21 protein-coding genes are annotated in these 23,704 nt (G+C 32.9%); 7 read left to right on the forward strand and 14 right to left on the reverse strand.

Annotated features, from left to right (window positions below):
• Positions 1-13: 13 nt before the first annotated feature.
• The 5 genes from NYQ10_RS06760 to NYQ10_RS06780 all read right to left on the reverse strand — a co-directional run bounded on the left by NYQ10_RS06760 (position 14) and on the right by NYQ10_RS06780 (position 4,933).
• Positions 14-2,149: a polyribonucleotide nucleotidyltransferase gene (locus NYQ10_RS06760; RefSeq protein ID WP_289879453.1), complete on the reverse strand. Its 2,136-nt coding sequence runs from the start codon at positions 2,147-2,149 to the stop codon at positions 14-16.
• Between the two features lie 177 nt (positions 2,150-2,326).
• Positions 2,327-2,593: a 30S ribosomal protein S15 gene (rpsO, locus tag NYQ10_RS06765; RefSeq protein WP_099710550.1), complete on the reverse strand. Its 267-nt coding sequence runs from the start codon at positions 2,591-2,593 to the stop codon at positions 2,327-2,329.
• Positions 2,594-2,760: 167 nt separating this feature from the next.
• Positions 2,761-3,696: an energy transducer TonB gene (locus tag NYQ10_RS06770; RefSeq protein WP_289879454.1), complete on the reverse strand. Its 936-nt coding sequence runs from the start codon at positions 3,694-3,696 to the stop codon at positions 2,761-2,763.
• 51 nt (positions 3,697-3,747) lie between these two features.
• Entirely contained in the window at positions 3,748-4,443 is a 696-nt protein-coding gene (locus NYQ10_RS06775) for a hypothetical protein (protein ID WP_289879455.1), read from the reverse strand.
• 34 nt (positions 4,444-4,477) lie between these two features.
• Complete coding sequence (locus NYQ10_RS06780) at positions 4,478-4,933, reverse strand: GAF domain-containing protein (protein ID WP_289879456.1); 456 nt, start codon at positions 4,931-4,933, stop codon at positions 4,478-4,480.
• Between the two features lie 70 nt (positions 4,934-5,003).
• On the opposite strand from NYQ10_RS06780, the gene xrtF reads away from it, so the two are divergent.
• From xrtF to NYQ10_RS06810, 6 genes are all read left to right on the forward strand, one after another.
• Positions 5,004-5,540 carry an exosortase family protein XrtF gene (gene xrtF / locus NYQ10_RS06785; protein ID WP_289879457.1) on the forward strand — a complete coding sequence of 179 codons (537 nt, stop codon included), beginning with the start codon at positions 5,004-5,006 and terminating at the stop codon, positions 5,538-5,540.
• Positions 5,530-5,976, forward strand: coding sequence for an exosortase F system-associated membrane protein (locus NYQ10_RS06790; RefSeq protein ID WP_436836305.1), 447 nt, complete (start codon positions 5,530-5,532; stop codon positions 5,974-5,976). Before xrtF ends, NYQ10_RS06790 begins: the two co-directional genes overlap by 11 nt.
• A gap of 47 nt (positions 5,977-6,023) precedes the next feature.
• On the forward strand, positions 6,024-6,422 hold the full coding sequence (locus NYQ10_RS06795) for an HYC_CC_PP family protein (RefSeq protein WP_289879458.1): 399 nt from the start codon (positions 6,024-6,026) through the stop codon (positions 6,420-6,422).
• A 119-nt stretch (positions 6,423-6,541) separates the two neighbouring features.
• On the forward strand, positions 6,542-8,548 hold the full coding sequence (locus tag NYQ10_RS06800; RefSeq protein WP_289879459.1) for a TonB-dependent receptor plug domain-containing protein: 2,007 nt from the start codon (positions 6,542-6,544) through the stop codon (positions 8,546-8,548).
• A gap of 42 nt (positions 8,549-8,590) precedes the next feature.
• Positions 8,591-8,938: a heavy-metal-associated domain-containing protein gene (locus tag NYQ10_RS06805; RefSeq protein WP_289879460.1), complete on the forward strand. Its 348-nt coding sequence runs from the start codon at positions 8,591-8,593 to the stop codon at positions 8,936-8,938.
• A gap of 134 nt (positions 8,939-9,072) precedes the next feature.
• A complete protein-coding gene (locus NYQ10_RS06810) occupies positions 9,073-9,753 on the forward strand; it encodes a DedA family protein (protein WP_276175398.1) in 681 nt (226 codons plus the stop codon).
• Positions 9,754-9,969: 216 nt separating this feature from the next.
• Here NYQ10_RS06810 and rodA read toward each other — a convergent pair whose 3' ends face one another.
• The 6 genes from rodA to purH all read right to left on the reverse strand — a co-directional run bounded on the left by rodA (position 9,970) and on the right by purH (position 17,235).
• The gene (rodA, locus tag NYQ10_RS06815) at positions 9,970-11,205 is read right to left on the reverse strand and encodes a rod shape-determining protein RodA (protein ID WP_289879461.1); all 1,236 of its coding nucleotides are present in this window, start codon (positions 11,203-11,205) and stop codon (positions 9,970-9,972) included.
• A 15-nt stretch (positions 11,206-11,220) separates the two neighbouring features.
• On the reverse strand, positions 11,221-13,194 hold the full coding sequence (gene mrdA, locus NYQ10_RS06820) for a penicillin-binding protein 2 (RefSeq protein WP_289879462.1): 1,974 nt from the start codon (positions 13,192-13,194) through the stop codon (positions 11,221-11,223).
• Positions 13,191-13,697, reverse strand: a complete 507-nt coding sequence (locus tag NYQ10_RS06825) for a rod shape-determining protein MreD (protein WP_276175395.1) — start codon at positions 13,695-13,697, stop codon at positions 13,191-13,193. Before NYQ10_RS06825 ends, mrdA begins: the two co-directional genes overlap by 4 nt.
• On the reverse strand, positions 13,690-14,514 hold the full coding sequence (mreC, locus tag NYQ10_RS06830) for a rod shape-determining protein MreC (RefSeq protein WP_289879463.1): 825 nt from the start codon (positions 14,512-14,514) through the stop codon (positions 13,690-13,692). The genes NYQ10_RS06825 and mreC overlap by 8 nt, the downstream gene beginning before the upstream one ends.
• A gap of 111 nt (positions 14,515-14,625) precedes the next feature.
• Complete coding sequence (locus NYQ10_RS06835) at positions 14,626-15,654, reverse strand: rod shape-determining protein (protein WP_008466528.1); 1,029 nt, start codon at positions 15,652-15,654, stop codon at positions 14,626-14,628.
• Positions 15,655-15,708: 54 nt separating this feature from the next.
• Complete coding sequence (gene purH, locus NYQ10_RS06840) at positions 15,709-17,235, reverse strand: bifunctional phosphoribosylaminoimidazolecarboxamide formyltransferase/IMP cyclohydrolase (protein WP_289879464.1); 1,527 nt, start codon at positions 17,233-17,235, stop codon at positions 15,709-15,711.
• A gap of 164 nt (positions 17,236-17,399) precedes the next feature.
• Here purH and NYQ10_RS06845 point away from each other — a divergent pair, with 164 nt between their 5' ends.
• Entirely contained in the window at positions 17,400-18,647 is a 1,248-nt protein-coding gene (locus NYQ10_RS06845; protein ID WP_289879465.1) for an ABC transporter permease, read from the forward strand.
• 398 nt (positions 18,648-19,045) lie between these two features.
• Here NYQ10_RS06845 and accD read toward each other — a convergent pair whose 3' ends face one another.
• The 3 genes from accD to NYQ10_RS06860 form a co-directional block, all read right to left on the reverse strand.
• Complete coding sequence (gene accD, locus NYQ10_RS06850) at positions 19,046-19,903, reverse strand: acetyl-CoA carboxylase, carboxyltransferase subunit beta (RefSeq protein ID WP_008466538.1); 858 nt, start codon at positions 19,901-19,903, stop codon at positions 19,046-19,048.
• Between the two features lie 69 nt (positions 19,904-19,972).
• Complete coding sequence (gene fbaA / locus NYQ10_RS06855) at positions 19,973-21,040, reverse strand: class II fructose-bisphosphate aldolase (protein WP_012023542.1); 1,068 nt, start codon at positions 21,038-21,040, stop codon at positions 19,973-19,975.
• A gap of 60 nt (positions 21,041-21,100) precedes the next feature.
• Positions 21,101-23,674, reverse strand: coding sequence for a BamA/TamA family outer membrane protein (locus tag NYQ10_RS06860; RefSeq protein ID WP_289879466.1), 2,574 nt, complete (start codon positions 23,672-23,674; stop codon positions 21,101-21,103).
• Between the last annotated feature and the right edge of the window lie 30 nt (positions 23,675-23,704).

Genomic DNA, 23,704 nt, shown 5'->3' on the forward strand with positions numbered 1-23,704 from the left:
AACTAAGATCTGATTACTCTTTTTTCTCCTCACGTGGAGGTCTTGGAACAAGCGCTTTTTTAGACACTTTTTCTTTTTTAGTTTTAGGGTCAACTCCTAAGTATTTCACTTGGAAAACATCTCCCATTTTAACTACATCAGCAACGTTTTCAGTACGTTCCCAAGCCAATTCAGATACGTGAAGCAATACTTCGTTTCCTGGCGCTGCAGTATATTCTACAACAGCTCCAAAATCTAGCATTTTGATTACTTTAACTTCGTAAGCTTCTCCCATTTGAGGTTTGAAAGTTAAAGCGTCAATTTTAGCTAATACAGTTTTGATGCCTTCTGGGTCAGTTCCTAAGATTTCAACAACTCCTTGTTCGTCTACTTCGTTGATTACGATAGTTGTTCCTGTAGCTTTTTGTAATTCTTGAATTACTTTTCCGCCAGGTCCAATTAACGCTCCAATAAAGTTTCCAGGAATAGTTCTAGTAATGATTTTTGGTGCATGAGCTTTTACGTCAGCTCTTGGAGTAGCGATTGTTTCAGTTAATTTTCCTAAAATATGCAAACGTCCGTCGCGAGCTTGAGATAAAGCTTGCTCCATAATATCATAACGTAAACCATCAATCTTAATATCCATTTGACAAGCTGTGATACCGTCAGCAGTTCCAGTTACTTTAAAGTCCATGTCTCCTAAGTGATCTTCATCTCCTAAGATATCAGACAATACAGCAAATTTCTCTCCGTCAGTAATCAATCCCATAGCAATCCCAGAAACTGGTTTTACCATTTGAACTCCAGCGTCCATCAAAGCCATTGTTCCAGCACAAACTGTTGCCATAGAAGAAGAACCGTTAGATTCTAAAACCTCAGAAACAACACGAATTGTATAAGGACAATCAGCAGGAATCATATTTTTTAAAGCTCTTTGAGCCAAGTTACCGTGACCAACTTCTCTTCTTGAAGTTCCTCTTAATGGTTTTGCTTCACCAGTTGAGAAAGGAGGGAAGTTATAGTGTAAGTAGAATTTCTCTTCACCTTGCTCTGATGGAGAATCGATTTGGTTTGCTTCTCTAGAAGTTCCTAAAGTTACAGTTGCCAAAGCTTGAGTTTCTCCACGTGTAAATAAAGAAGAACCGTGAACTCTTGGTAAATAATCAATTTCACACCAGATTGGTCTGATATCTGTTGTTTTTCTACCATCTAAACGAACACCTAATTCTAAGACTACATTACGAACAGCTTCTTTGTTTGTTTTGTAGAAATATTTAGAAACTAAATCTCCGTCAGCAGCTAATTCTTCTTCAGTAAATAAAGCTTTAACTTCTTCTTTTATTTCAGCAAATGCAGCACCTCTTTCGTGTTTAGCTGAACCAACTTTTGCAACAGCATAGATTTTATCGTAAGCTGCTTCTTTTACTTTTTTGTAGATTTCTTCGTTTTCTTTCTCTCCTTCGTAAGTACGGATTTCTTTTTTACCAAAAGCTTCCTGTAAACGATATTGAGCCTGAATTTGAACTTTGATAGCCTCGTGAGCAAATTTAATGGCTTCGATCATTTCAGCTTCTGAGATTTCTTTCATCTCACCTTCAACCATGGCAACAGAATCCATAGAAGCTCCAATCATCATGTCGATATCAGATTTTTCTAATTCTTCTCTGCTTGGGTTGATCACTAATTTTCCGTCGATACGTGCAACACGTACTTCCGAAATTAAGTTGTAAAATGGAATATCTGAAACTGCTAAAGCTGCAGACGCTGCTAAACCAGCTAATGCATCTGGCATAACAGTTTCGTCATGAGACATTAATTGAATCATAACTTGTGTTTCAGCATGGTAATCGTCTGGGAAAAGCGGACGCAATACACGGTCAACTAATCTCATTGTCAATACTTCGCTGTCGCTTGGACGAGCTTCTCTCTTGAAGAAACCTCCAGGAAAACGACCTGCTGCTGCAAATTTTTCACGGTAATCTACCGTTAACGGTAAAAAGTCAACCCCTGGGTTTGATGTGCGAGCTGAAACTGCTGTTGCAAGAATCATTGTGTCGCCCATTCTAACTACTACAGAACCATCTGCTTGTTTTGCTAAACGACCTGTCTCGATTGTGATGCTTCTTCCATCACCTAAATCGATTTTTTCTACAAATAATTGTGGAATCATAAATTTTTTCCTTTTTGATTATACAATGGGTTTTAGTTGTGTTGTAGTTGTTGTGTGTGTAGTTATTGTTATCTAAAACCCAATGAAAAACCAAACTTTTTTTCTTGTAATATGCTTGTAAATAGTTGTAATTGTAAAAACAAAAAGAGGCACTTTCGCACCTCTTTTCTATATTGATTATTTTCTGATATTCAATACTTTGATAATCTCACGATATCTGTTGATCTCTTTCTTTTTCAAGTAATCAAGTAACGCTCTTCTTTTACCTACTAATAGTACAAGAGAACGCTCAGTGTTGTAATCGTGACGATTTTTTTTCAAGTGTTCAGTTAAGTGAGAAATTCTATAAGTGAACAATGCAATTTGACCTTCTGCGCTTCCAGTGTTTGTTGCACCACCGTGTTGTGCGAAAATCTCTTCTTTCTTTTCTTTGCTTAAATACATTCCAATATTATTTTAAATGATTTTTATGTATGTCAATACAACTTTTGTAAGACGGGTGCAAAATTAGATTAAAAAAACAAAAAAATCAAACAAAAATAAAAGAATCTTAAAATAGAATATCGATTTTTGTTTTTTGAGTAATCTACCGTCTTATAGTTCAACTAATTTTATATTGTCAGCGGTACAGAATATTGTACGCGAACAGGTACGCCTCTTTGTTTTCCGGGAATCCAGTTTTCATAGCTAGTAATAACTCTAACAGCTTCTTCGTCTAGACCATATCCTAAAGATTTGAGTATTTTAGGCTCTGTTATTTTGCCGTCTTTTTCAATTATAAATTGAATTATTAGTTTTCCAGATATTTTATTTTTTACAGCTTCTTTTGGTATAACAAAGTTAGTTCCAATAAATTGGTAGAAATCGTTTATTCCTTTTTTGGGCAATGGTCTTGATTCTAGTTGAGTATATTCTGTTACTACACCTTCAGAGTTTTTGCTTTTTCCAGAGATGAACTTTCCTTCTTTATAAATATCTATGTATTGATATTTTGAATCTTTAAAGAAGCCTTTCCATTCACCATCTTTAAATCCATTCTTTACATTTCCCTGAGCTAGAAAATTTTCTCCTTCATCTTCATACCAGCCATTCCCGTTTACAACAATATGTTCATTTTTAGAATTCCAAAAATCATAAATTTTCACATCAGAATCAATTCCTGATTGAGAATCTACGTATTCTCCTTTTAATTTAGGATTACCGCTTTCGTACCATTCAGAGAAATCTCCATTTAATCGTGCTTTAATATAATTTTCAGTTTTTTTCTTTTTGCCGTTTTCAAAATAATAAACATATTCACCATCTTTAGATAACCCATTTTTAGTTTTGGAATTCCCTTCCATTTTTAAAACGCCAGATTTGTAATAATCTTTAACTTGATAATAGTCTTTCTCTTTGTTAAAATCTTTTATAATTCTGTAAAAGACATAATTTTCTTTTGAAGCATCTTTTCCAATAGAATCAAAATAAATGATTTTGTCTGATGTGTTTTGTGAAAAAACGAATGCTGGAAGTAATGCTAGCAGTAAATAAATGGTTTTTCTCATTGATGTTTTTGTAGTAAAAATAGTGTTTTGTAGATTACTATATCAATAAAATTATTTTGATTTTAAAACTTTTCTCCCAGTTTGTTTCTCTGCTAACGAAGAATAAGAAGTCTTAATATTGTTTGCATCGATGCTAAATCCCGAAATTAATACACCTTTGTCATAATTGTCGGTAAACGAAATGTTTTTGGACAAATCATTTCCTTGCCAAACGCCTTGTTTTAAGCCATTTTTTATTTCGCCTTTTTGAGTTACAAAACCTTCCGTTTCTTTATATTCTCCATTTCCGTCGGTTACGGTTTGTGTTTTATCTGTTTCCCAACAATTAAGAATCAAAGTTTGAGATTTTTTTGTTTTAGAATCCCATAAATTCTGTTTCTCCGACTTCTTATTTTGATTTTCGTACCAATTAATTTCTTTACCATTTTTGTGATCATCAGAATAGTTTACAACCGATTCTTTTGCGCCGTTTTTGAAATAATAAATAAATTCTCCGTCTTTTTTCAAAACATCACGATCTAGAGTAGATCCTGTCATTTTCTTTCTTCCGTTTTTGTAATAATCTGTTACAACATAACGGACACTTTTTTGAGAATAATTAGTAATAACTCTCGTGTAAATATGATTTTCGGGTTTGCATTCTTGATTTAACGAGTCTAAAAAGATTTTTTTAGACACCATGTTAATTTGCGCAGAAAGTTGAACTGAAATAATCAGAAGCAAAAAGAGTAAGCTGTTTCCTTTCATTCAGTTCTATTTTTTATTCTTAAAGATAATTTTTCTAGAATAATTTAGCAACTTCTTGATTCACAAATTCTAAAAATCTTTCGTCAGCTTCTGTAAACGGATCTATAACATGACTGTCAATATCAATCTGACCAATATTTACTCCATTTACAAAAAGTGGGACTACAATTTCAGATTTTACGGTCAAACTGCAGGCAATATAATTGTCTTGCGCTTTAACATCTGGTACAACAAAATTAGCATTGCTTTCGGCTACTTGTCCGCAAATTCCTTTTCCAAACGGAATAACGGTATGATCTGTTTCTGCTCCAACATAAGGGCCAAGATGCAATGTTTTAGCGTCGTGATTGGCAAAGTAAAAACCAACCCAGTTGTAGTAATCGACATTTTCATTAAGAAGTTGGCAGATTGCTAGTAATTTTTCGTCTCTATTTTTTTCATTGTCAGCAATAATACTGCTTATCTTTGGTTGTAATTCTTGAAATGTCATAATGTAAAATTTTATACAAAAGTATTTAAAGCTAAACTCAAAAAATACATAAATTTGAAAAAAAAATCTCTTGAAAAAATATTTAGTTCAATTTAAGCCTTTCCTGATTTTTGTAAGCATCTTTTTCTTGACTTATATAATCTTGACAATACTTTATAAATTCTACTTAAATAGTTATCAAGTCAACGATCTTGATGACATTTCCATATTTGTTGGTAAAAACATCGAAGCATTGTTGAGATTTTTTGATTATAATGTCATTGTTCAAAAAAGCTCTCAAAATCCGTGGTTAGAAATTATCCTTAATAATTTGTTTCTGGCAAGAATAATTGAAGGATGCAATGCTGTAAGTGTAATGATTTTATTTGTTTCTTTCGTCGCAGCTTTTTCTGGAAAATTCAAAAAAACAGCTTTATTTATTTTATTTGGAATTGTATCTATTTATATTTTAAATGTACTGCGTATTGCACTGTTGGTAGTACTTTTGTATAAATTTCCAGAAAACAACAAATTAATTCATGATATTATATTTCCATTAATTATTTATGGATATGTGTTTCTTTTATGGATTTTTTGGATCAATAGATTTTCAAAATATGCTAAATAAATTATTAGAAAATAAATTTAAATTAATTGGCGCAGTACTTATTGTGCTTAGTTTGGCATTGGTAAGAATGTTTGAGTTGCAATTGTTTTATGATCCGTTTATAAATTATTTTCAGAATGACTTTAAGAATTTGCCGTATCCTCAAGTTGATAAATTAAAGCTTTTTTATAGTCTGTTTTTTAGATTTATACTGAATTCAGCTTTGTCATTAACTTTGATTTATGTTCTGTTTCAAAACCGAGATATTTTCAAGTTTAGTGCAATTTTATATGCCTTGTTTTTGGTAGTTCTTTTAACGTCATTTTTTATTGTTTTAGACTTTTTTCCAAAAGCAAGCTGGCTTCTTTTTTACGTTCGACGATTTATAATTCAGCCTATCTTAGTTTTGCTATTTATCCCTGGATTTTATTATCAACTTCAAAATTCCAAAAAATAACATTTGTTTAAGTTTTTTTATAAATCCTTTTTGAATAATTTTGCGGTATGAATATTAAAAAGTGTACAGGTCTATTTTTAGCGCTCCTTTTATTGGTTTCCAATATTGGGTTTGCTCTTGATGTGCACTACTGTGGAGGAAAAATTGCATCTATATCTTTAAATACAGCTTCAAAACCTGTAGTTGAAAAAAAATGTTGCGGTTCTAAAGAAAAAAAGAACTCTTGCTGTAAAGACAAACACGTTCAGATTGAGAAAAAGTCGGATAACGCAACGCTTAAGTTTTTCTTCTTTCAATTTGATTTTCCTGCTGTACTGCAAGAATACAAGCCTTTAACTTTTTTAGCGCTTTCTAATTTTAAAAAGAAAGAAGTCCTTTCGTATTATTCTGATGCAAATGCGCCACCCTTATTCAAATTATACAATCAGTATATTTTCTATTCCTGATTTTAATGTTAAGATGCTATGCAAGTCTTAGTTAAGACTTTGCATATACATTTTGATTGTTTTTTCTTTCGAAAGAACGTCAAGAATGTAATTCTATTTCAACATTAAAATCATTTTTTATGCAAAAAAAAATAATGCTTTTTGCAGCGTTTTTGCTTTCTGTTTCTATGTTTTCACAAGAAGATTTAGAAGAAGTAAAAATCAATAAAAAGCAAAAAGGGATTAAAAAATCCTTTACAGTAACCGCCAATACATCTTTAATTACAAGCAAAGAATTGCTAAAAGCAGCTTGTTGTAATCTTGCCGAAAGTTTCGAAACCAATCCATCAATTGATGTCAATTTTTCGGATGCCTTAACGGGAACCAAACAAATAAAAATGCTTGGTTTGACAAGTCCTTATTTAATGATTACAGAAGAAAATATTCCTTCTGTTCGTGGAGCTTCTCAAGCTTATGGTTTGTCTTTTACGCCTGGAACTTGGATTGAAAGTGTTCAGATTACAAAAGGTGCGGGAAGTGTAATTAATGGATACGAAAGCATTTCTGGTCAAATTAATACAGAACTTTTAAAACCTTTGAGTGATATTCCATTCTTTCTGAATGCTTACGGATCAACCGATTCTAGATTTGAATTAAATACCCATTTCAATAAAAAGTTATCTGATAAATGGGCAACAAGTTTATTTGTTCACGGAAATACACGTGTGGCAAAAAACGACATGAACAATGATGGATTTTTAGATAATCCGCTAGGAAAGCAAATCAATGTTTTAAATCGTTACCAATATTACAATCCAGAAAGCGGTTTGGTAAGTTTTATCAATTTCAGATATATGAATGATAAAAAACAAACTGGAGAACTTGATTTTGATAAAGATCGTGATCGCGGAACAACAAATTATTGGGGTTCAGAAATCAATACAGAACGTTTTGATGTTTCTACTAAAATTGGATATGTATTTAAAGATATGCCATATCAAAGCATTGGTTTTCAAAATGCTTTTAATAGTCATAAACAAAATTCTTATTTCGGTTTAAATCAATACGATATCAAACAAAATAGCTTTTATTCTAATTTGATTTTCAACTCGATTATAAACAATACGATGCATAAGTTTACTGCCGGATTGAATTTTAGTTACGATCAATATCAAGAATTTGTAAACTTAACAGACGTAAGCCGAATCGATAATTCGGTTGGAGCTTTCTTCGAATATACTTACGATAATACAGATAATTTTAGTTTAATTTTAGGCGGAAGAGTAGATAATCACAATAGATTAGGACTTTTTGTTACTCCGAGATTGCACATGAGATACAATCCTTGGAAAAATGGTGTTGTTCGTTTTTCAGCAGGTAGAGGAAAACGTTCTGCAAATATTTTCGCAGAAAACCAACAGCTTTTTGCTAGTTCAAGAACGTTTTCAATTTTAGATTCTAACGGAAAAGTTTACGGTTTAAATCCAGAAATTGCTTGGAATTATGGTGTGAGTTTTTCTCAGAAATTTCGAATTTTTAACAGAAACGCTGATGCAGGTTTTGATTTGTACCGAACAGATTTTCAGAATCAAGCAATCGTAGATGTAATGCAAAGTCCGCAACAAGTTTTATTTTATGATTTAAAAGGAAGTTCGTTTGCAAACAGTCTGCAAGTTGAATTTAATTATGAGTTGATTCATAATTTGAATTTAAGAACAGCCTATAAATATTATGACATTCAAACAGATTATTTAAGAGGTTCGTTTCAGCGTCCGTTGCAGGCAAAACACCGTTTTTTAGGGAATTTAGAGTATGAAACTACTCTAAATGATGATAGACAATGGAGGTTTGATTTTACCTATAATTGGTCAGGAAAACAGCAATTGCCTTATACAGCCTCAAATCCAACGCAAGATCAATTTCCTGATTTTTCGCCAGCTTATGCAGTTATGAATGCACAAGTAACGCGTGTTTTTTCTTCTGTTTTTGAAGTGTATATCGGAGGAGAAAATATAGGAAACTATAAACAAGAAAAAGCAATTTTAGGCGCAGATAATCCTTTTGGACCTAATTTTGATGCGTCTATTGCGTATGCGCCAATTTTTGGTCAAATGTATTATGCAGGATTGCGTTTTAAAATCAAATAAGAATTTCAAAAATAAATTTCAATAACAATAAAAATTAATAATATGAAAAAGATAATTTTAATCATGATGGTTGTTCTTTTTGGGTTTTCAGTTCAGGCTCAGACTCAAGCTAAAAAGAATAAAAATTTAAAATATACGACAGAAGTAAACGGTAACTGCGAGCAATGCAAAAAAAGAATCGAAAAAGCTGCTTACGGAGTTCCAGGTGTAAAAACGGCTAGTTGGGATATTAGCTCACATCAGCTTTCTGTTATTTTGAATGAAGAAAAGACCACTCCTTTAGATTTAAACAAAGCAATTGCCAAAGTAGGTCATGATACTAAGGAAGTTAAAGCGACAACAGAAGATTATGATAATCTACATAGCTGTTGCAAGTATGTAAGAGAATAATATTTGTAAAAGCCCAAACATTTAGTTTGGGCTTTTTTTAATAGTTAATTTATGTTTAAAATACCGCATTTTATTGCGGTTAAGGTAAATTATTGTTACTTTCACAAACTTATAAAGATAACCAATCTCGTTTTATGAATAATTTTGAATGGACCCAGTTACTAAACCCTGAATTTTATATTACTTTAAGTGTCGGAGGTTTTCAGATTGGGTTGTTTATTGTGCTGTTTATAGTTTTTGCTGAGACAGGACTTTTTGCAGGTTTTTTTCTGCCTGGAGATAGTTTGCTTTTTTTAGCAGGGATTTACAGTCGTGATTTAATTGAAAATGTTTTATTTATTCCAAACGACTTTATAAATGTCTTTTTGCTTGCAACTGCAGTTGCTATAATGGGAGTTTTAGGAAATATGACAGGTTATTGGTTTGGAGCAAAAAGCGGTTATTATTTGTTCAAAAAAGAAGACACATTTTGGTTTAAGAAAAAATACCTTCTTCAATCGAAAGATTTCTTCGAAAAGTATGGAGGAAAAGCAATTATTTACGCAAGATTTCTTCCGATTTTTAGAACATTTGCTCCAATCGTTGCAGGAATTGTTTCGATGGACAAAAAGAAATTTATGTTTTATAATATCTTAAGTTCCTTCCTTTGGTCATTTATATTGATTTTTGCAGGGCACTATTTGTACGGTGTTTTCTTAAAGCAAGGAATAGATTTGAAAAAACACATTGAATACATAATTATAATTATAATCGTAATCTCAACATTCCCAGTATTATTAAAGCTGTTAAAAAAGAGACCAAACGAGCAGATATAAAAAATATCAATAGAAATTAAAATAAAAAAGTCCGAAGTTTAGAACTTCGGACTTTTTTATTTGCATATATTCATTCAAATAAAATTCTATTATGTAGGAATGGTTTTATTCTATTTAATTCGAATAAAAATTTCAAAAGTATAATTAACAATTAACAATTATCAATTATCAATTATCAATTATCAATTATCAATTATCAATTATCAATTTTAAATCTTACCATTCATTCACTTTATTGGCATCCATTTTAAGGAAGATAAACAACAATATTGTAAAGCCCCAAAGGCCAGATCCTCCGTATGAAAAGAAGGGCAGAGGAACTCCAATTGTTGGGAAAATTCCAATTACCATGGCAATGTTTACAAAGAAGTGTATAAAGAGAATTCCGGCGACACAATACCCATAAACTCGGCTGAATTTTGTTTTTTGTCTTTCTGCTAAATAAATTACTCTAAGTAATAATCCAACGAAAAGAGCAATAACAGTTAAAGAACCCGCAAATCCCCATTCTTCACCCACAGTTGTAAAGATATAATCGGTATGTTGTTCTGGAACGAAACCACCTTTTGTTTGAGTTCCTTCAAGAAAACCTTTTCCAATCCATCCACCAGATCCAATCGCAATTTCAGACTGATTGGTGTTGTATCCAATACCTTTCATATCGACCGTTTTACCTAATAAAATATTGAAACGATCTCTATGGTGTTGCTTGAAAACATTATCAAATACATAATCAACAGAAAAAACAAATCCAGACATTAAAACCAAAAGAATACCACTCAATATTATATTTCTGTCAACAACTCTGCCTTTGAAGTGAATTATAGCTAATACAACAAATGCAATTCCGATAACAACATAAGGTTCTAAAACTAACGTAAGGACGAATAATACAATTGTGATAAAAGCGGTCCATACGTACCAAGAAGGTAAACCTTCTCTATAAAGTACAAGTATAAAAACACTATAAATTAAAGCACTCCCAGGATCTGGCTGTGGTAGAATCAACATTACAGGTAAAAGCATAATTGCCAACGCCTGAATCTGTCTATTGGTTTCTTTTAAATTAATCTGCGTGTCACTTAAATATTTAGCCAAAGCTAAAGAAGTTGCCGCTTTAGCAAATTCAGATGGCTGTAAAGTAAAACTTCCGATAGCATACCAGCAGCGTTGTCCTGCAATTGTTTTTCCAAAGAGAAATAATCCCGCAAGAGAAAGTAAAGAAACTCCAAATATTATACTAGCATATTTTTCGTAGAATTTACCATCAACAAAAAGTACGACAAATATCAAAGGAATTGTACAGCAAATAAAGATTAATTGCTTTTGATAAGTTCCATCTGTTGACAATAAAGAAGACGAATAAATATTCAGCCAGCCTAAAGTTACCAACGCAATGTAGATAAAGACACTTATCCAATCAATATTATTTTTTACACTTTGATTCTTCATTTGAAATAATCTTTCTTAGTTTTTCTTAGTAGTGTCTACTGCTGTTTTTTTAACTTCAGTTTTTGGTGCGGTTGTAATTGGCGCTTTTGGTTTTACAATTTTGGCCTGTAAAGCAGAGTCTTTTGGAACAGACTCGATTTTAAGAGCTGCGCTTATTCCGCCCAATTTAGCATATTCAGAAAGTAAGCTTTTGTTTAATACCCTTACTTCTAAATCAGTTCGTGTGATTTTCTTTCTTAAATATTTTTCAATCATTAAACTTGCAATCGGACCAGCAACTGTTGCTCCAAAACCTCCATTTTCAATCATAACTGCAATTGCAATTTTTGGATTGTCTTTTGGTGCGAAAGCTACGAAAATTGAGTGATCTTTTAGTTTCTCTCTTTTACCGTTTATTTTCGCATAGTTCTCAGCAGTTCCTGTCTTTCCGCAAATATCAATTCCTTCTACTCTAAGAGCATAAGCTGTACCTTTATTATATACATCAAATAATCCGCTGATAACAGGCGGAAAATATTTTTGATCAATTGAAGTAACATGTTTTGTAGTGAACTTTTCGTCTATTTTTTCTCCTTCAATCTTCTTAATGATATGAGGAGTATAATAGTAACCTTGATTAGCAACTGTTGCCATCATGTTGGCTAACTGGATAGGAGTCATCAAAACCTCCCCCTGACCAATTGCATTCGATACAATGGTAGAACTTCTCCATCCTCCGTTAGGATAAATTCTCTTATATGTTTTAGAAGTTGGAATATTACCTCTTTTTCCAATAGGTAAATCATAGCCCATAAATTGTCCTAAACCAAAACTTTTTACGTGATCACTCCAAACATCTACAGCTTTGCCTGGATCTTTATACTTGTTAATTGTAAGCATGTAAGCTTGTCCGAAATAAGTATTACAAGAGTTGTAAATTCCGTTATGCAACTGATGAGGTCCAAATCCGTGACATTTCATAAATCGCCCACCACCATAACTGAAACCATGATGACACATAAAAGTGGTTTGTTCGTTTACAACGCCTTCTTGAAGAGCAACTAAACCAGTTAAAATTTTAAATGGTGAACCTGGAGGGTATTCTGCTAATAATCCTCTGTCGTATAATGGTTTTGCAATCGAATCGTAATATAAAAGCGTGTAATTTTTAGATCTCTGACGTCCAACAAGAATTCCTGGATCGTAAGAAGGAGCGGTAACAAGTGCTAAAATTTCACCCGATTTAGGTTCAATAGCAACAATTCCACCTCTTTTGTTGATCATCAATTCTTCGCCATATTTTTGAAGTTCAGCATCGATCGTTAAATTAATGTCTTCTCCGGCAACGGCAATAGTATCGTATTTTCCTTCTTTATAAGGACCAATTTCTCGGTTGTATTTATCTTTCTGAATATATTTTACACCTTTTATTCCGCGTAAAGTTTCTTCGTAGCTTTGTTCTACACCTTGTTTTCCAATTAAATCACCACTATTGTAGTACGGATTTTTTGCAATCTGTTTTTCGTTTACCTGAGTGATAAAACCGAAAATATTTGCTCCATAATCTACTTCATAATCACGTAGAGATCTTTTTTGGAAATAAAAACCTTCGTATTTTCTGATTTTTTCCTGAAAAGCAGCAAATTCATTTTTATTCAACTGAGATAAAAAAACAGAAGGAAGTCTAGGGCTGTAAACTTTTGCTTTTTCAATACGTTTGTGATATTCTTCTTGAGTAATATTTAAAAGTGCGCAGAATTCAGCTATATTAAGGTCATCTTTAATCTCTCTCGGAATAACCATAATATCATAAGAAGCTTGATTTGCAACAAGAAGTTTGCCGTTACGATCATAAATATAACCTCTTTCGGGATAGTCATAAACTTTTTTTATCGCGTTATTTTCTGATTTCAGTTTGAAAGAATCATCGATAACTTGAAGGTAAAAGATTCTGATCACTAGCAAAGATGCTGCAATAATAATTATAGTGGGCAGCAGAACTTTTCTCATCGTTTATTGGGCTTAATAAGATAAATTATTATTATGGAAGTGATTATCGTGAAAATAGAACTAAATAAGGTTCGGAGTAAAATGTCCCAGATAAATTTGAACTGGAATGCTTCTAGAACAAATAATACAATATGATGCATTAAAACCGAAACCAATATAAACGAAAAACGTTCTGGTGTTAAAGATTCATTTAGTTTAATAGTTTGATATTCGTAACTCAGTCCAAATGAAAATTTAAAAATATAGGGCCTATAATACGCTAAAATAACACAGGCAGTGGCATGTATTCCGCCAGAATTACAAAACATATCCATAGTTAATCCAAGTAAGAAACTCGAAATGATCAGACCTGCTTTATTGCTATTTACAGGATAAAGAATTATGTATAAGATATATGGAAAAGGACTTATGTATCCTAAGAAATTCATATTGTTGAAAATAACAATCTGAATCGCCAGCAGTATAATAAATCGAAAAATATTGCCTAACACTGCGCTATTCATCTTTTTCCTTTTTTTCTAAATTAATAAGTTCTTCTCTATCCTTGCTTTTAATGATATAAACGTGTCCTAAGTTTGTCATGTCATTAAATAATTTCACTTTTATAACATAAAAACTTGTTTCTGTTTCTCTGTAAATAGTTTCAACAGTTCCGATATTGATTCCTTCAGGGAAAATTACAGATTGACCTCCAGTTACAATAGTGTCTCCTTTTCTAACTGACGCTAATCTCGGAACGTCTTTCAATTGTACAAATCCAGTACTTTTTCCATCCCATGTTAAAGAACCAAAATGATTTGATTTTTTTAACTTGGCGTTAATCTGAGATTTCATGTTCAGAATACTGATCACAGTAGAATATCTTGGTGAAGTATTGTCAACAATACCAACAATTCCTAAACTGTTTATTACTCCCATATCTGGTTTTACGCCTTCGTTAGCTCCAGAATTTAAAGTGATAAAGTTTTCGTGAGTGCTGTATGTGTTGTGAATCACTTTTGAAACAATAATATCAGCAGGTTTTACACCTTTGATAGTATCTGGTAAAGGTAATTTCGTAGTGTCTTCTTTATTGAATAAAAGACTTTTTAATCTTGCGTTCTCAAGTACAAGTTCGTCGTTTTCAGCTCTTAAATTCAAATATTCATTAACACGATTGATTTTTTCATAAACACCGCCACTTAAAAAATTGGCTGAGTTTATTACTCTGCTTCTGTGAAAGGAATGGGACTGAATAGTGAGTCCTAACGAAATACCTAAAAGCAGCAAAAACAGCAATCGATTACTGTTTCTTATAATGAAATTAAATATTTGCTGCATTTCTTGTCTGGTTATTTTGTTTCAGGATATGCTTTAAGGTTTCAAGTTTTACAAGGGTTAAATATTGAAAATTTAACCCTCATAAAAGTAAATTGATTGTTATTTTGAATCTTATTTGATTAAGATACTTTTAAATTTTGCAATGTTTTTAAGTGCCATTCCTGTACCGCGAACAACAGCTCTTAACGGATCTTCTGCAATATAAACAGGTAAATCTGTTTTTTGAGAGATACGTTTGTCAAGACCTCTTAACATAGATCCTCCACCTGCTAAATAAATACCAGTATTGTAGATATCTGCTGCTAATTCTGGCGGAGTTTGAGATAATGTTTCCATTACTGCATCCTCGATACGCTGAATAGATTTATCTAATGCTTTTGCAATTTCACGGTAAGAAACATCAACTTGTTTTGGTTTCCCAGTAAGCAAATCTCTACCTTGAACTGACATATCTTCTGGCGGTCCGTCTAAATCTTCGATAGCCGCTCCGATTTGAATTTTAATTTTTTCAGCAGTACTTTCTCCAACAAATAAGTTGTGTTGTGTACGCATATAATAAACGATATCATTCGTGAAAACGTCACCCGCAATTTTTACAGATTTATCACATACAATTCCGCCTAATGCAATTACAGCGATTTCAGTTGTACCACCTCCGATATCAACAATCATGTTTCCTTTTGGTTGCATGATGTCGATTCCAATACCGATTGCAGCCGCCATTGGTTCGTGAATAAGGTAAACTTCTTTTCCGTTTACTCTTTCACAAGATTCTTTTACTGCACGCATTTCAACCTCAGTAATTCCAGACGGAATACAAACTACCATTCTTAAAGCTGGAGTAAACATTCTCTTTTTTAATGCTGGAATACTCTTAATGAACATATTGATCATTTTTTCAGAAGCATCAAAATCGGCAATTACACCATCTTTCAAAGGCCTTATGGTCTTGATGTTTTCATGCGTTTTACCTTGCATCATGTTGGCTTCTTTACCAACAGCGATGATTTTGCCTGAAACTCTGTCGCGTGCTACGATAGAGGGGCTGTCAATAACAACTTTATCATTGTGAATGATTAAAGTGTTTGCGGTACCAAGGTCTATTGCAATATCCTCAGTCATGAAATCAAAAAATCCCATAAGTTTTTTAGGGGTTTAAAATGTTATAAATTATTTTGAACAAAGTTAAACAAATTAATGTTTAAAATGACGAGTTCCTGTAAATACCATTGCAAGATTATTTTCATTGCAATAATTTATACTTAATTCGTCTTTTATCGAACCTCCTGGCTGAATTACAGCAGTTATTCCCGCTTTTTTAGCTAATTCTACACAATCCGGAAATGGGAAAAATGCATCACTTGCCATCGAAGCTCCATTCAAATCAAATCCAAAAGCTTTTGCTTTGTCAACAGCTTGAATTAAAGCGTCAACTCTTGAAGTCTGACCTGTACCAGAAGAAATCAATGTTCCGTTTTTAGCAAATACAATTGTGTTTGATTTTGTATTCTTGCAGATTTTAGAAGCAAAGATCAAATCTTCGATCTCTTGTGCAGTAGGTTCTGTTATTGTAACGGTTTTTAAATGCTCTTTATTATCCGTAATATTATTTCTGTCTTGAATTAACAAACCATTAAGACAAGTTCTTACTTGGCGAGCTGGTAATTCAACTTCATTTTGAACTAAAATGATTCTGTTCTTTTTCTCTTGTAAAACCGCGACAGCCTCATCATCATACGCAGGAGCGATAACCACTTCGCAGAATAATTTGTTGATTTCTTGTGCCGTTTCTAAATCAATTTTTGTGTTAGAAATTAACACTCCTCCAAAAGCAGAAGTAGGATCACAAGCTAAAGCGGCAAGATAAGCCTCGCTGATTGTTTTTCTAGAAGCCAATCCGCAAGCGTTATTGTGTTTTAGAATTGCGAATGTTGGTCCGTCTGTTTTAAATTCAGCAATTAAGTTAACTGCGGCATCAACATCAAGTAAATTGTTGTATGATAATTCTTTTCCGTGAATTTTGTTGAACATCGCGTCAAAATCTCCAAAGAAGAATCCCTTTTGGTGAGGATTTTCACCGTATCTTAAAACTTGACCATTTGCAATACTTTCTTTGTAAATAGTTTCGTCTGTATTGAAATAATTAAAAATTGCTCCATCATAATGAGATGAAACGTGGAATGCTTTAGTAGCAAACAATCTTCTGTTTTCTAAAGTTGTTGCACCGTCTTGCTCTGTAATCAAATCTAAAAGCATGCTGTATTCGTTTACAGAAGCTACGATTACCGTGTCTTTGAAATTTTTTGCACCAGCACGAATTAATGAAATTCCGCCAATGTCAATTTTTTCAATAATATCTTGTTCACTTGCGCCAGAAGCAACTGTTTTTTCAAAAGGATACAAATCAACAATTACCAAATCAATTTGAGGAATGTCAAATTCTTTCATTTGCTGAACATCGCTCTCATTGTCCTGACGATTTAAAATTCCACCGAAAATTTTTGGGTGCAAAGTTTTTACTCTTCCTCCAAGAATTTCAGGAAATGAAGTAATATCTTCAACAGGAACCACCGGGATTCCAAGGTTTTTAATAAAATCTTCTGTTCCTCCAGTTGAGTAAAGTGTTACATTTTGTTCGTGTAATTTTCTAACAATTGGTTCTAATCCATCTTTAGAAAAAACAGAAATTAATGCTGATTGTATTTTTTTTGTTGTGCTCATTGTGTAGTTATGATTTTGAGACTGCAAAAGTAGTTTTTTTATATATTATTTTAAAGAAATTAGTGTAACAAAATGCTAAAAAAATCTACTGATGAGTAAGTTAACTTTTATTAGGTTTTTGAATTTAAATTATTGAATTTTACTTTATTGAAAAATACGAAAATATGCTTGTTTATCTTAGATTATTAAAAGAAAGTTTGAGTTTCGCCATTAATGCTTTGCGAAATAATAAATTGAGAACTTTGTTGTCTTTATTAGGCGTAACTATTGGTATTTTTTCAATTATTGCAGTCTTGGCGGCGGTTGATTCTTTAGACAAAAAGATTTCGAAAGATTTAAGCAGCTTAGATAAAAATACAATTTATTTAATGAAATTCTGCTTCGGGCCATCTGATATTCCGCAATGGAAACGTGAGCAATTCCCAAATGTAAAGTACGATGAATATATAGGCTTGAAAAATTCTATGAATAATACCGATCAAGTAGGATACCAGCTTTTTGTAAATAGAGAAAGTTTAAAATACGATTCTAAAACAGTCAGCGATGTAAATATTATTCCATCGTCAAGCGAAATGGTCGATATTGACGGGTTAAGTTTTGATAAAGGAAGATTTTATAATGAATCTGAATCTAACTCGGGAACTGCGGTTATTGTTTTAGGTTACGACATTGCCGAAGGTCTTTTTGGTACGAGCGATCCGCTTGGAAAAAATATTCGTTTATACGGTCAGCGATTTACCGTTATCGGTGTGATTGCAAAACAAGGTGCGGGATTTTTTGGAGATAGTAATGATACTTCTGTTTATCTTCCGGCTAATTTTTTAAGAAGAATGTATGGCGACAGCGATGCGATGACGCCTGTAATTGTATTAAAGCCAGAAAAAGGCGTGGATATGGAAGCTTACAAAGCGGAAGTTGCACAGAAATTAAGAGCAATTCGCGGAATGAAAGCTGGAGAAATGGATAATTTCTTTATCAATGTGCTTTCTGGATTTACCGATTTTATAGACGGAATTTTAGGTCAGATGAATGTGGTAGGCTGGATAATCAGTGGATTTTCTCTTCTTGTTGGCGGATTCGGAATTGCGAATATTATGTTTGTTTCGGTAAAAGAAAGAACCAATCTTATCGGGATTCAGAAATCACTCGGTGCAAAAAATAAATTTATTTTATTTCAATTTTTGTTTGAAGCCATAATTCTTTCTGTTATTGGTGGAATTATTGGGCTTTTAATGGTTTGGGGAATTGCATTTGCCTTAACGAAGTTGCTTGACTTTGAGTTTGTATTAAGCTTAGGAAATATTCTTTTAGGAACTGGTTTGGCGGCTTTTATTGGTTTGGTTTCAGGAATTCTACCTGCAATTTCTGCTGCAAATCTTGATCCTGTTGAAGCGATTAGAACGGGGATGTAGGTTTTTAAAAGATGCTAAGGTTCTGAAGATGCTGAGATGCTAAGTTTTTTTGCAGCAAAGGTTCAGAGAGGCAAAGTTGCAAAGGTTTTTAAGCTTTGGAGTGCTGTTTCAACTAAATTTGAAATTTTTGATGAATTGCCTCCAGCTTTAGCTGGAGATTTATTTTAAGATTATAGAAAGAGACTTTAGTCGAATTCCTTTAATCTTATTTTCTTTTAATTGGATTTCTATCTATAATTCCGAAGGAATGAGTCGTTTTGTAGCAACGGAATTTATTCCGTTGAAGGGATAAGATTACGCAGTCAGAAGTTACGTAGGAACGACACATGTATTTAAAACAAAAAAAATCCCAAGAAGCAATTTCTTGGGATTTTTTGTTTTTAAAAACAGTTTTAAAACTATTTTCTGATATCATTATTTTGAATCAAATCGATATATAAGTTGATCTTATCTTTCAATTCTTTTCTTGGCGTGATAAAGTCTAAGAAACCGTGCTCTAATAAGAACTCAGCAGTTTGGAAACCTTCTGGCAAATCTTTACCTGTAGTATCGCGAACAACACGAGGACCAGCAAAACCAATCAAAGCGCCTGGCTCAGAGATGTTGATGTCTCCTAACATTGCGTAAGATGCAGTTGTTCCTCCAGTTGTTGGATCTGTACAAAGAGAGATGTATGGTAATTTAGCTTCCGCTAATTGAGCTAATTTTACAGAAGTTTTTGCTAATTGCATTAAAGAATAAGCAGCTTCCATCATACGAGCTCCACCAGATTTAGAAATCATAACAAAAGGTAGTTTGTTTTTGATCGCGTGATCAATTCCTCTTGCAATTTTTTCACCTACAACTGCTCCCATAGATCCACCAATAAAAGCGAAATCCATACAGCAGATTACAAGTTCTCTTCCTTTAGATTTTCCTACTCCAGTACGTACAGCGTCTTTAAGATGAGTTTTTTCCATTACATCTTTCAGTCTGTCTGCATATTTCTTTGTGTCCACAAAGTGCAAAGGATCTTTAGAAGTCATGTTTTTATCTAACTCAACAAATTCGTTGTTGTCGAATAAAATTTCAAAATAGGTTGCGCTTCCAATTCGAACGTGAAAATCATCTTCAGGGCTTACGAATAAATTTCTCGCTAATTCGTCAGCATCAATAATTTTTCCAGTAGGAGATTTGTACCACAATCCTTTCGGAACGTCCATCTTGTCTTCTGTCGCGGTCGTAATCCCTTTTTCTTGTCTTTTAAACCAAGCCATATTTTTAATTGATAATTGAAAATTGACAATTGATAAGGTAATTATCAATTGTCAATTGTTAATTGTTAATTACAACGTGTTTACGTTATTTAAATCAGCAAAAGCTTGTTCAAGTCTTGCGTTGAATGTTACTTCGCTTTCACGAACCCATCTTCTTGGGTCGTAATATTTTTTGTTTGGAGCATCTGGACCTTCTGGGTTACCAATTTGTGATTTCAAATAGTCAAGGTTTTTAACCATATAATCACGGATTCCTTCAGTGTATGCAAATTGTAAATCTGTATCGATGTTCATTTTGATAACTCCGTAGCTAATTCCTTCTCTGATTTCTTCAAGTGTAGAACCTGAACCTCCGTGGAAAACGAAATCTACTGGATTGTGTCCTGTGTTGAATTTGTTTTGTACGAAATCTTGAGAATTTTTTAAGATTTTTGGAGTTAATTTTACGTTTCCTGGTTTGTAAACACCGTGAACGTTTCCGAAAGCAGCAGCAATTGTAAATTTAGGGCTTACTTTAGATAATTCTTCGTAAGCATAAGCTACTTCTTCTGGTTGTGTGTATAATTTTGAGCTATCAACATCAGAGTTGTCAACACCATCTTCTTCACCACCTGTAATACCAAGTTCGATTTCCAATGTCATGCCCATTTTGCTCATTCTAGCTAAATATTCTTTACAGATCTCGATGTTTTCTTCGATTGGCTCCTCAGACAAATCGATCATGTGAGAACTGAATAATGGTTTTCCTGTTTCTGCAAAGTGTTTTTCAGAAGCATCTAATAAACCATCAATCCAAGGTAAAAGTTTTTTTGCACAGTGGTCAGTATGAAGAATTACAGTTGCTCCGTAAGCTTCTGCCAAAGTGTGAATATGTTTTGCTCCTGCGATTCCTCCCGCGATTGCTGCTTTTTCACCTGCATTTGATAATCCTTTTCCAGCGTTGAATTGTGCTCCTCCGTTAGAAAATTGAATGATAACTGGCGCGTTTAGTTTCGCTGCAGTTTCAAGAACTCCATTAATTGTGCTTGATCCAGTAACGTTTACTGCTGGAAGGGCAAAACCTTTCTCTTTAGCATAATTAAAGATCTCTTGTACTTGATCTCCTGTAGCTACTCCTGGTTTAATGTTGTGTGCCATTGTAATTTTTTTTATAGTTGTTTTTAGTTTTTAGGTTGCAAAAATAAGAATTAATTAGCATTAGAACGGATAATTTATCCCAAAATTTAAAACCGAATGACCAAAATTGTATTCTTTAAACCATCTGTCTCCCTTCTCATGCGCCGGATTATAAGTCTTGAAGCCTAAATCTAATCGAATCACAAAGAAACTTAAATCGTATCGTAAACCAAATCCTGTACCTAGAGCAATTTCTTCTAAATCGTTTAAGTTGTCAAATTTTGCTTTCGGATCTACGACATTATCGAGCACATTCCAGATATTTCCGGCATCTGCAAAGAGTGCTCCTTTAACGTCTCCAAAAATTTTGAAACGATATTCTATACTTGCCGCAATTTTCATATTGGCTTCATTAAAATCATTTACCGCATTTGTGCTTCCAGGTCCTAATGCATAAGGTTGCCACGCTCTGTTGTCGTTTGAACCTCCTCCATAATAACTTCGAGAAAACGGAATGTAGTTTGAATTTCCAAAAGGAATTGCAATCCCGAAGAAACTTCTAACCGCCAAAACTTTTTCTTTTCCAAAATCCCAGTGTTTAATGTAATCAAACTCAGTTTTAACGTATTCTGAATATTCTAAATTAAAAATCTCATAATTTCCTCTAGAGTTTTTCTGTAGATTTCCAATTTCAGAAACAAGCGTTAATAAGGTTCCCGCAGATTCGATTTTTGTTCTAAATTGATAAAAATTATTGTCGGCAAGATCTTTTTTAGTTGTTTTTGTGAAAGTATAGCTAGTCGCTAAGATAAAGTCATTTTCTGTCAAACGAACTCTTCTTTCTTCAATGCTTTCTACTTCTTTATATTGTGCGTCGCCAGGTTGTAAAGCAGTAGTGTTTGTTAAAACATCATTGGTAAATCCTGCGGTTCCTGTTGGTATTTTTAGATTTTTATTAGCTTGTTCTTCTTCTGTATCTCCCCAGTTAATAGGTTTTTGATTGTAATCTTTACCAATATTATTCAAGTCATCATAAGACGAAGTGTAAACTCTAAAATAATTGTCTGGATTTAAGTTACGAACAAATTGTGCGTTTAATAATTCCAGTTTTGCAGTATTATGACGTTTTGGTGTCCAGTTGTATGAAATACCTCCTGTAAAATTTTCCTTGTCCAAACCAATATTTCGCTGTTTAGAAAAACCAGAAGTTATAGAAGTATAAGGAATCATACTTTTCGGAATGATTTTCTCTGTTCCAAAAGGGAGCAAAATTCTTGGAAAATTCAGTTTTAAATCCAAACCATATTCTGAAACATTAAAGAAATTATCGTTAGGATTCGCCATATCTCTAGATGAACCTACATTTAAACGAGCTGAAATCTCCAAAGTTTCTGCACGGTTAAATACATTTCGAATAGTTTCTGAAATACTGGCTCCAATACCAAAATCTTGAATATTCGAATGTGTTAAATCGAGAGTAGCTCCAAAACTGTATTTTTTTCTTGGCGTTAAATAAACATTTGCAATAAGAGATTGCGCAGTAGAATCTCTTTTGTCGACTTCATATTGAATGGAAGGATAATTAAAAACCCTTAAATTGTTTAAATATCTTGAAGATAATGTAGTTCTAAAGTCAGCAAAAGTGCTTCCTTTTGTGATGAAAATAGCGTCTGTAATAGCGCGCGGCTTGTATTTTAGTTTATTGTAACTGTAAAGATTGAAATTATTGTAAGTTGTGCTATCCGTTGGTTTCTTTTTTGCATTTGCAGCCGAATAATCGGTGTAGATATTTACATCGCTAATGGTGTACAATTTAAAAGGCTCTGTACGGCTAGAATCTCTTCCTTGAATAGTGTTGTCGCTAATTTTTAGAGTTACATCTGCTTTTGCTTTTTTACCAATAGTATCAATGTCGAAAGTTACATAAGTTGGCTGGAAATAATAAGCTCCATGATTTCTAAAATAAGTTGTGATACGATTTTTTTCATCTTCAAAATCTGTTGTTTTGTATTGATTTCCAGATTTTAATAAAGAAGGTTCAGGATTGGTTCTATATAAGGAATCTAACGCTGGAGTTTTGATGCTTGTTCTAATAGTGTCTAATTTATACGCAGGTCCAGTTGTAATATTGTAATTTATTGCAGCTCTTTTACGGCCAACAGTATCAATGGTATAATCTGTTAAAACATTAAAATAACCATTATTGAAATAATAATATTTTAAACGTAATAATGACTTTTTAGTTTTTGCTGTATCAACAATTACGGGTGGTTCACCAGTACTTTTTAAAAACTCATGAATTCCTTTGTAATAGAATGATTGTCCGAGACGATCAACCTGTTTTGCTGAAAATATTTTAGACATACGCTCATATTTTCCAGGATTGTTTTTGAATTTTGCCTGATAAGTAGAATCTGGATTTAAATTGGCTAGATTGTACAAATTCAAACGAAGCTTATAACCTAATAGTTTTCCGTTAGGTTTTTGATACATTTGATTAGAAGCCGTTTCATCATTTGTCGACTTTCCATTTACCAAAATATTGTTTTTTACAAGAAGGTTTTTTCCATCGGGAACTCTTTTTACGGCATTACAAGCGCAAATTAATATTGCAATTAGAATAAATGCTATTATTTTTGTGGAATTATTTTTCAAGTGTTGTTAAATATTTAATTCAAAAGTACA

It is taken from the genome of Flavobacterium johnsoniae, from assembly GCF_030388325.1.
GTDB lineage: Bacteria > Bacteroidota > Bacteroidia > Flavobacteriales > Flavobacteriaceae > Flavobacterium > Flavobacterium johnsoniae_C.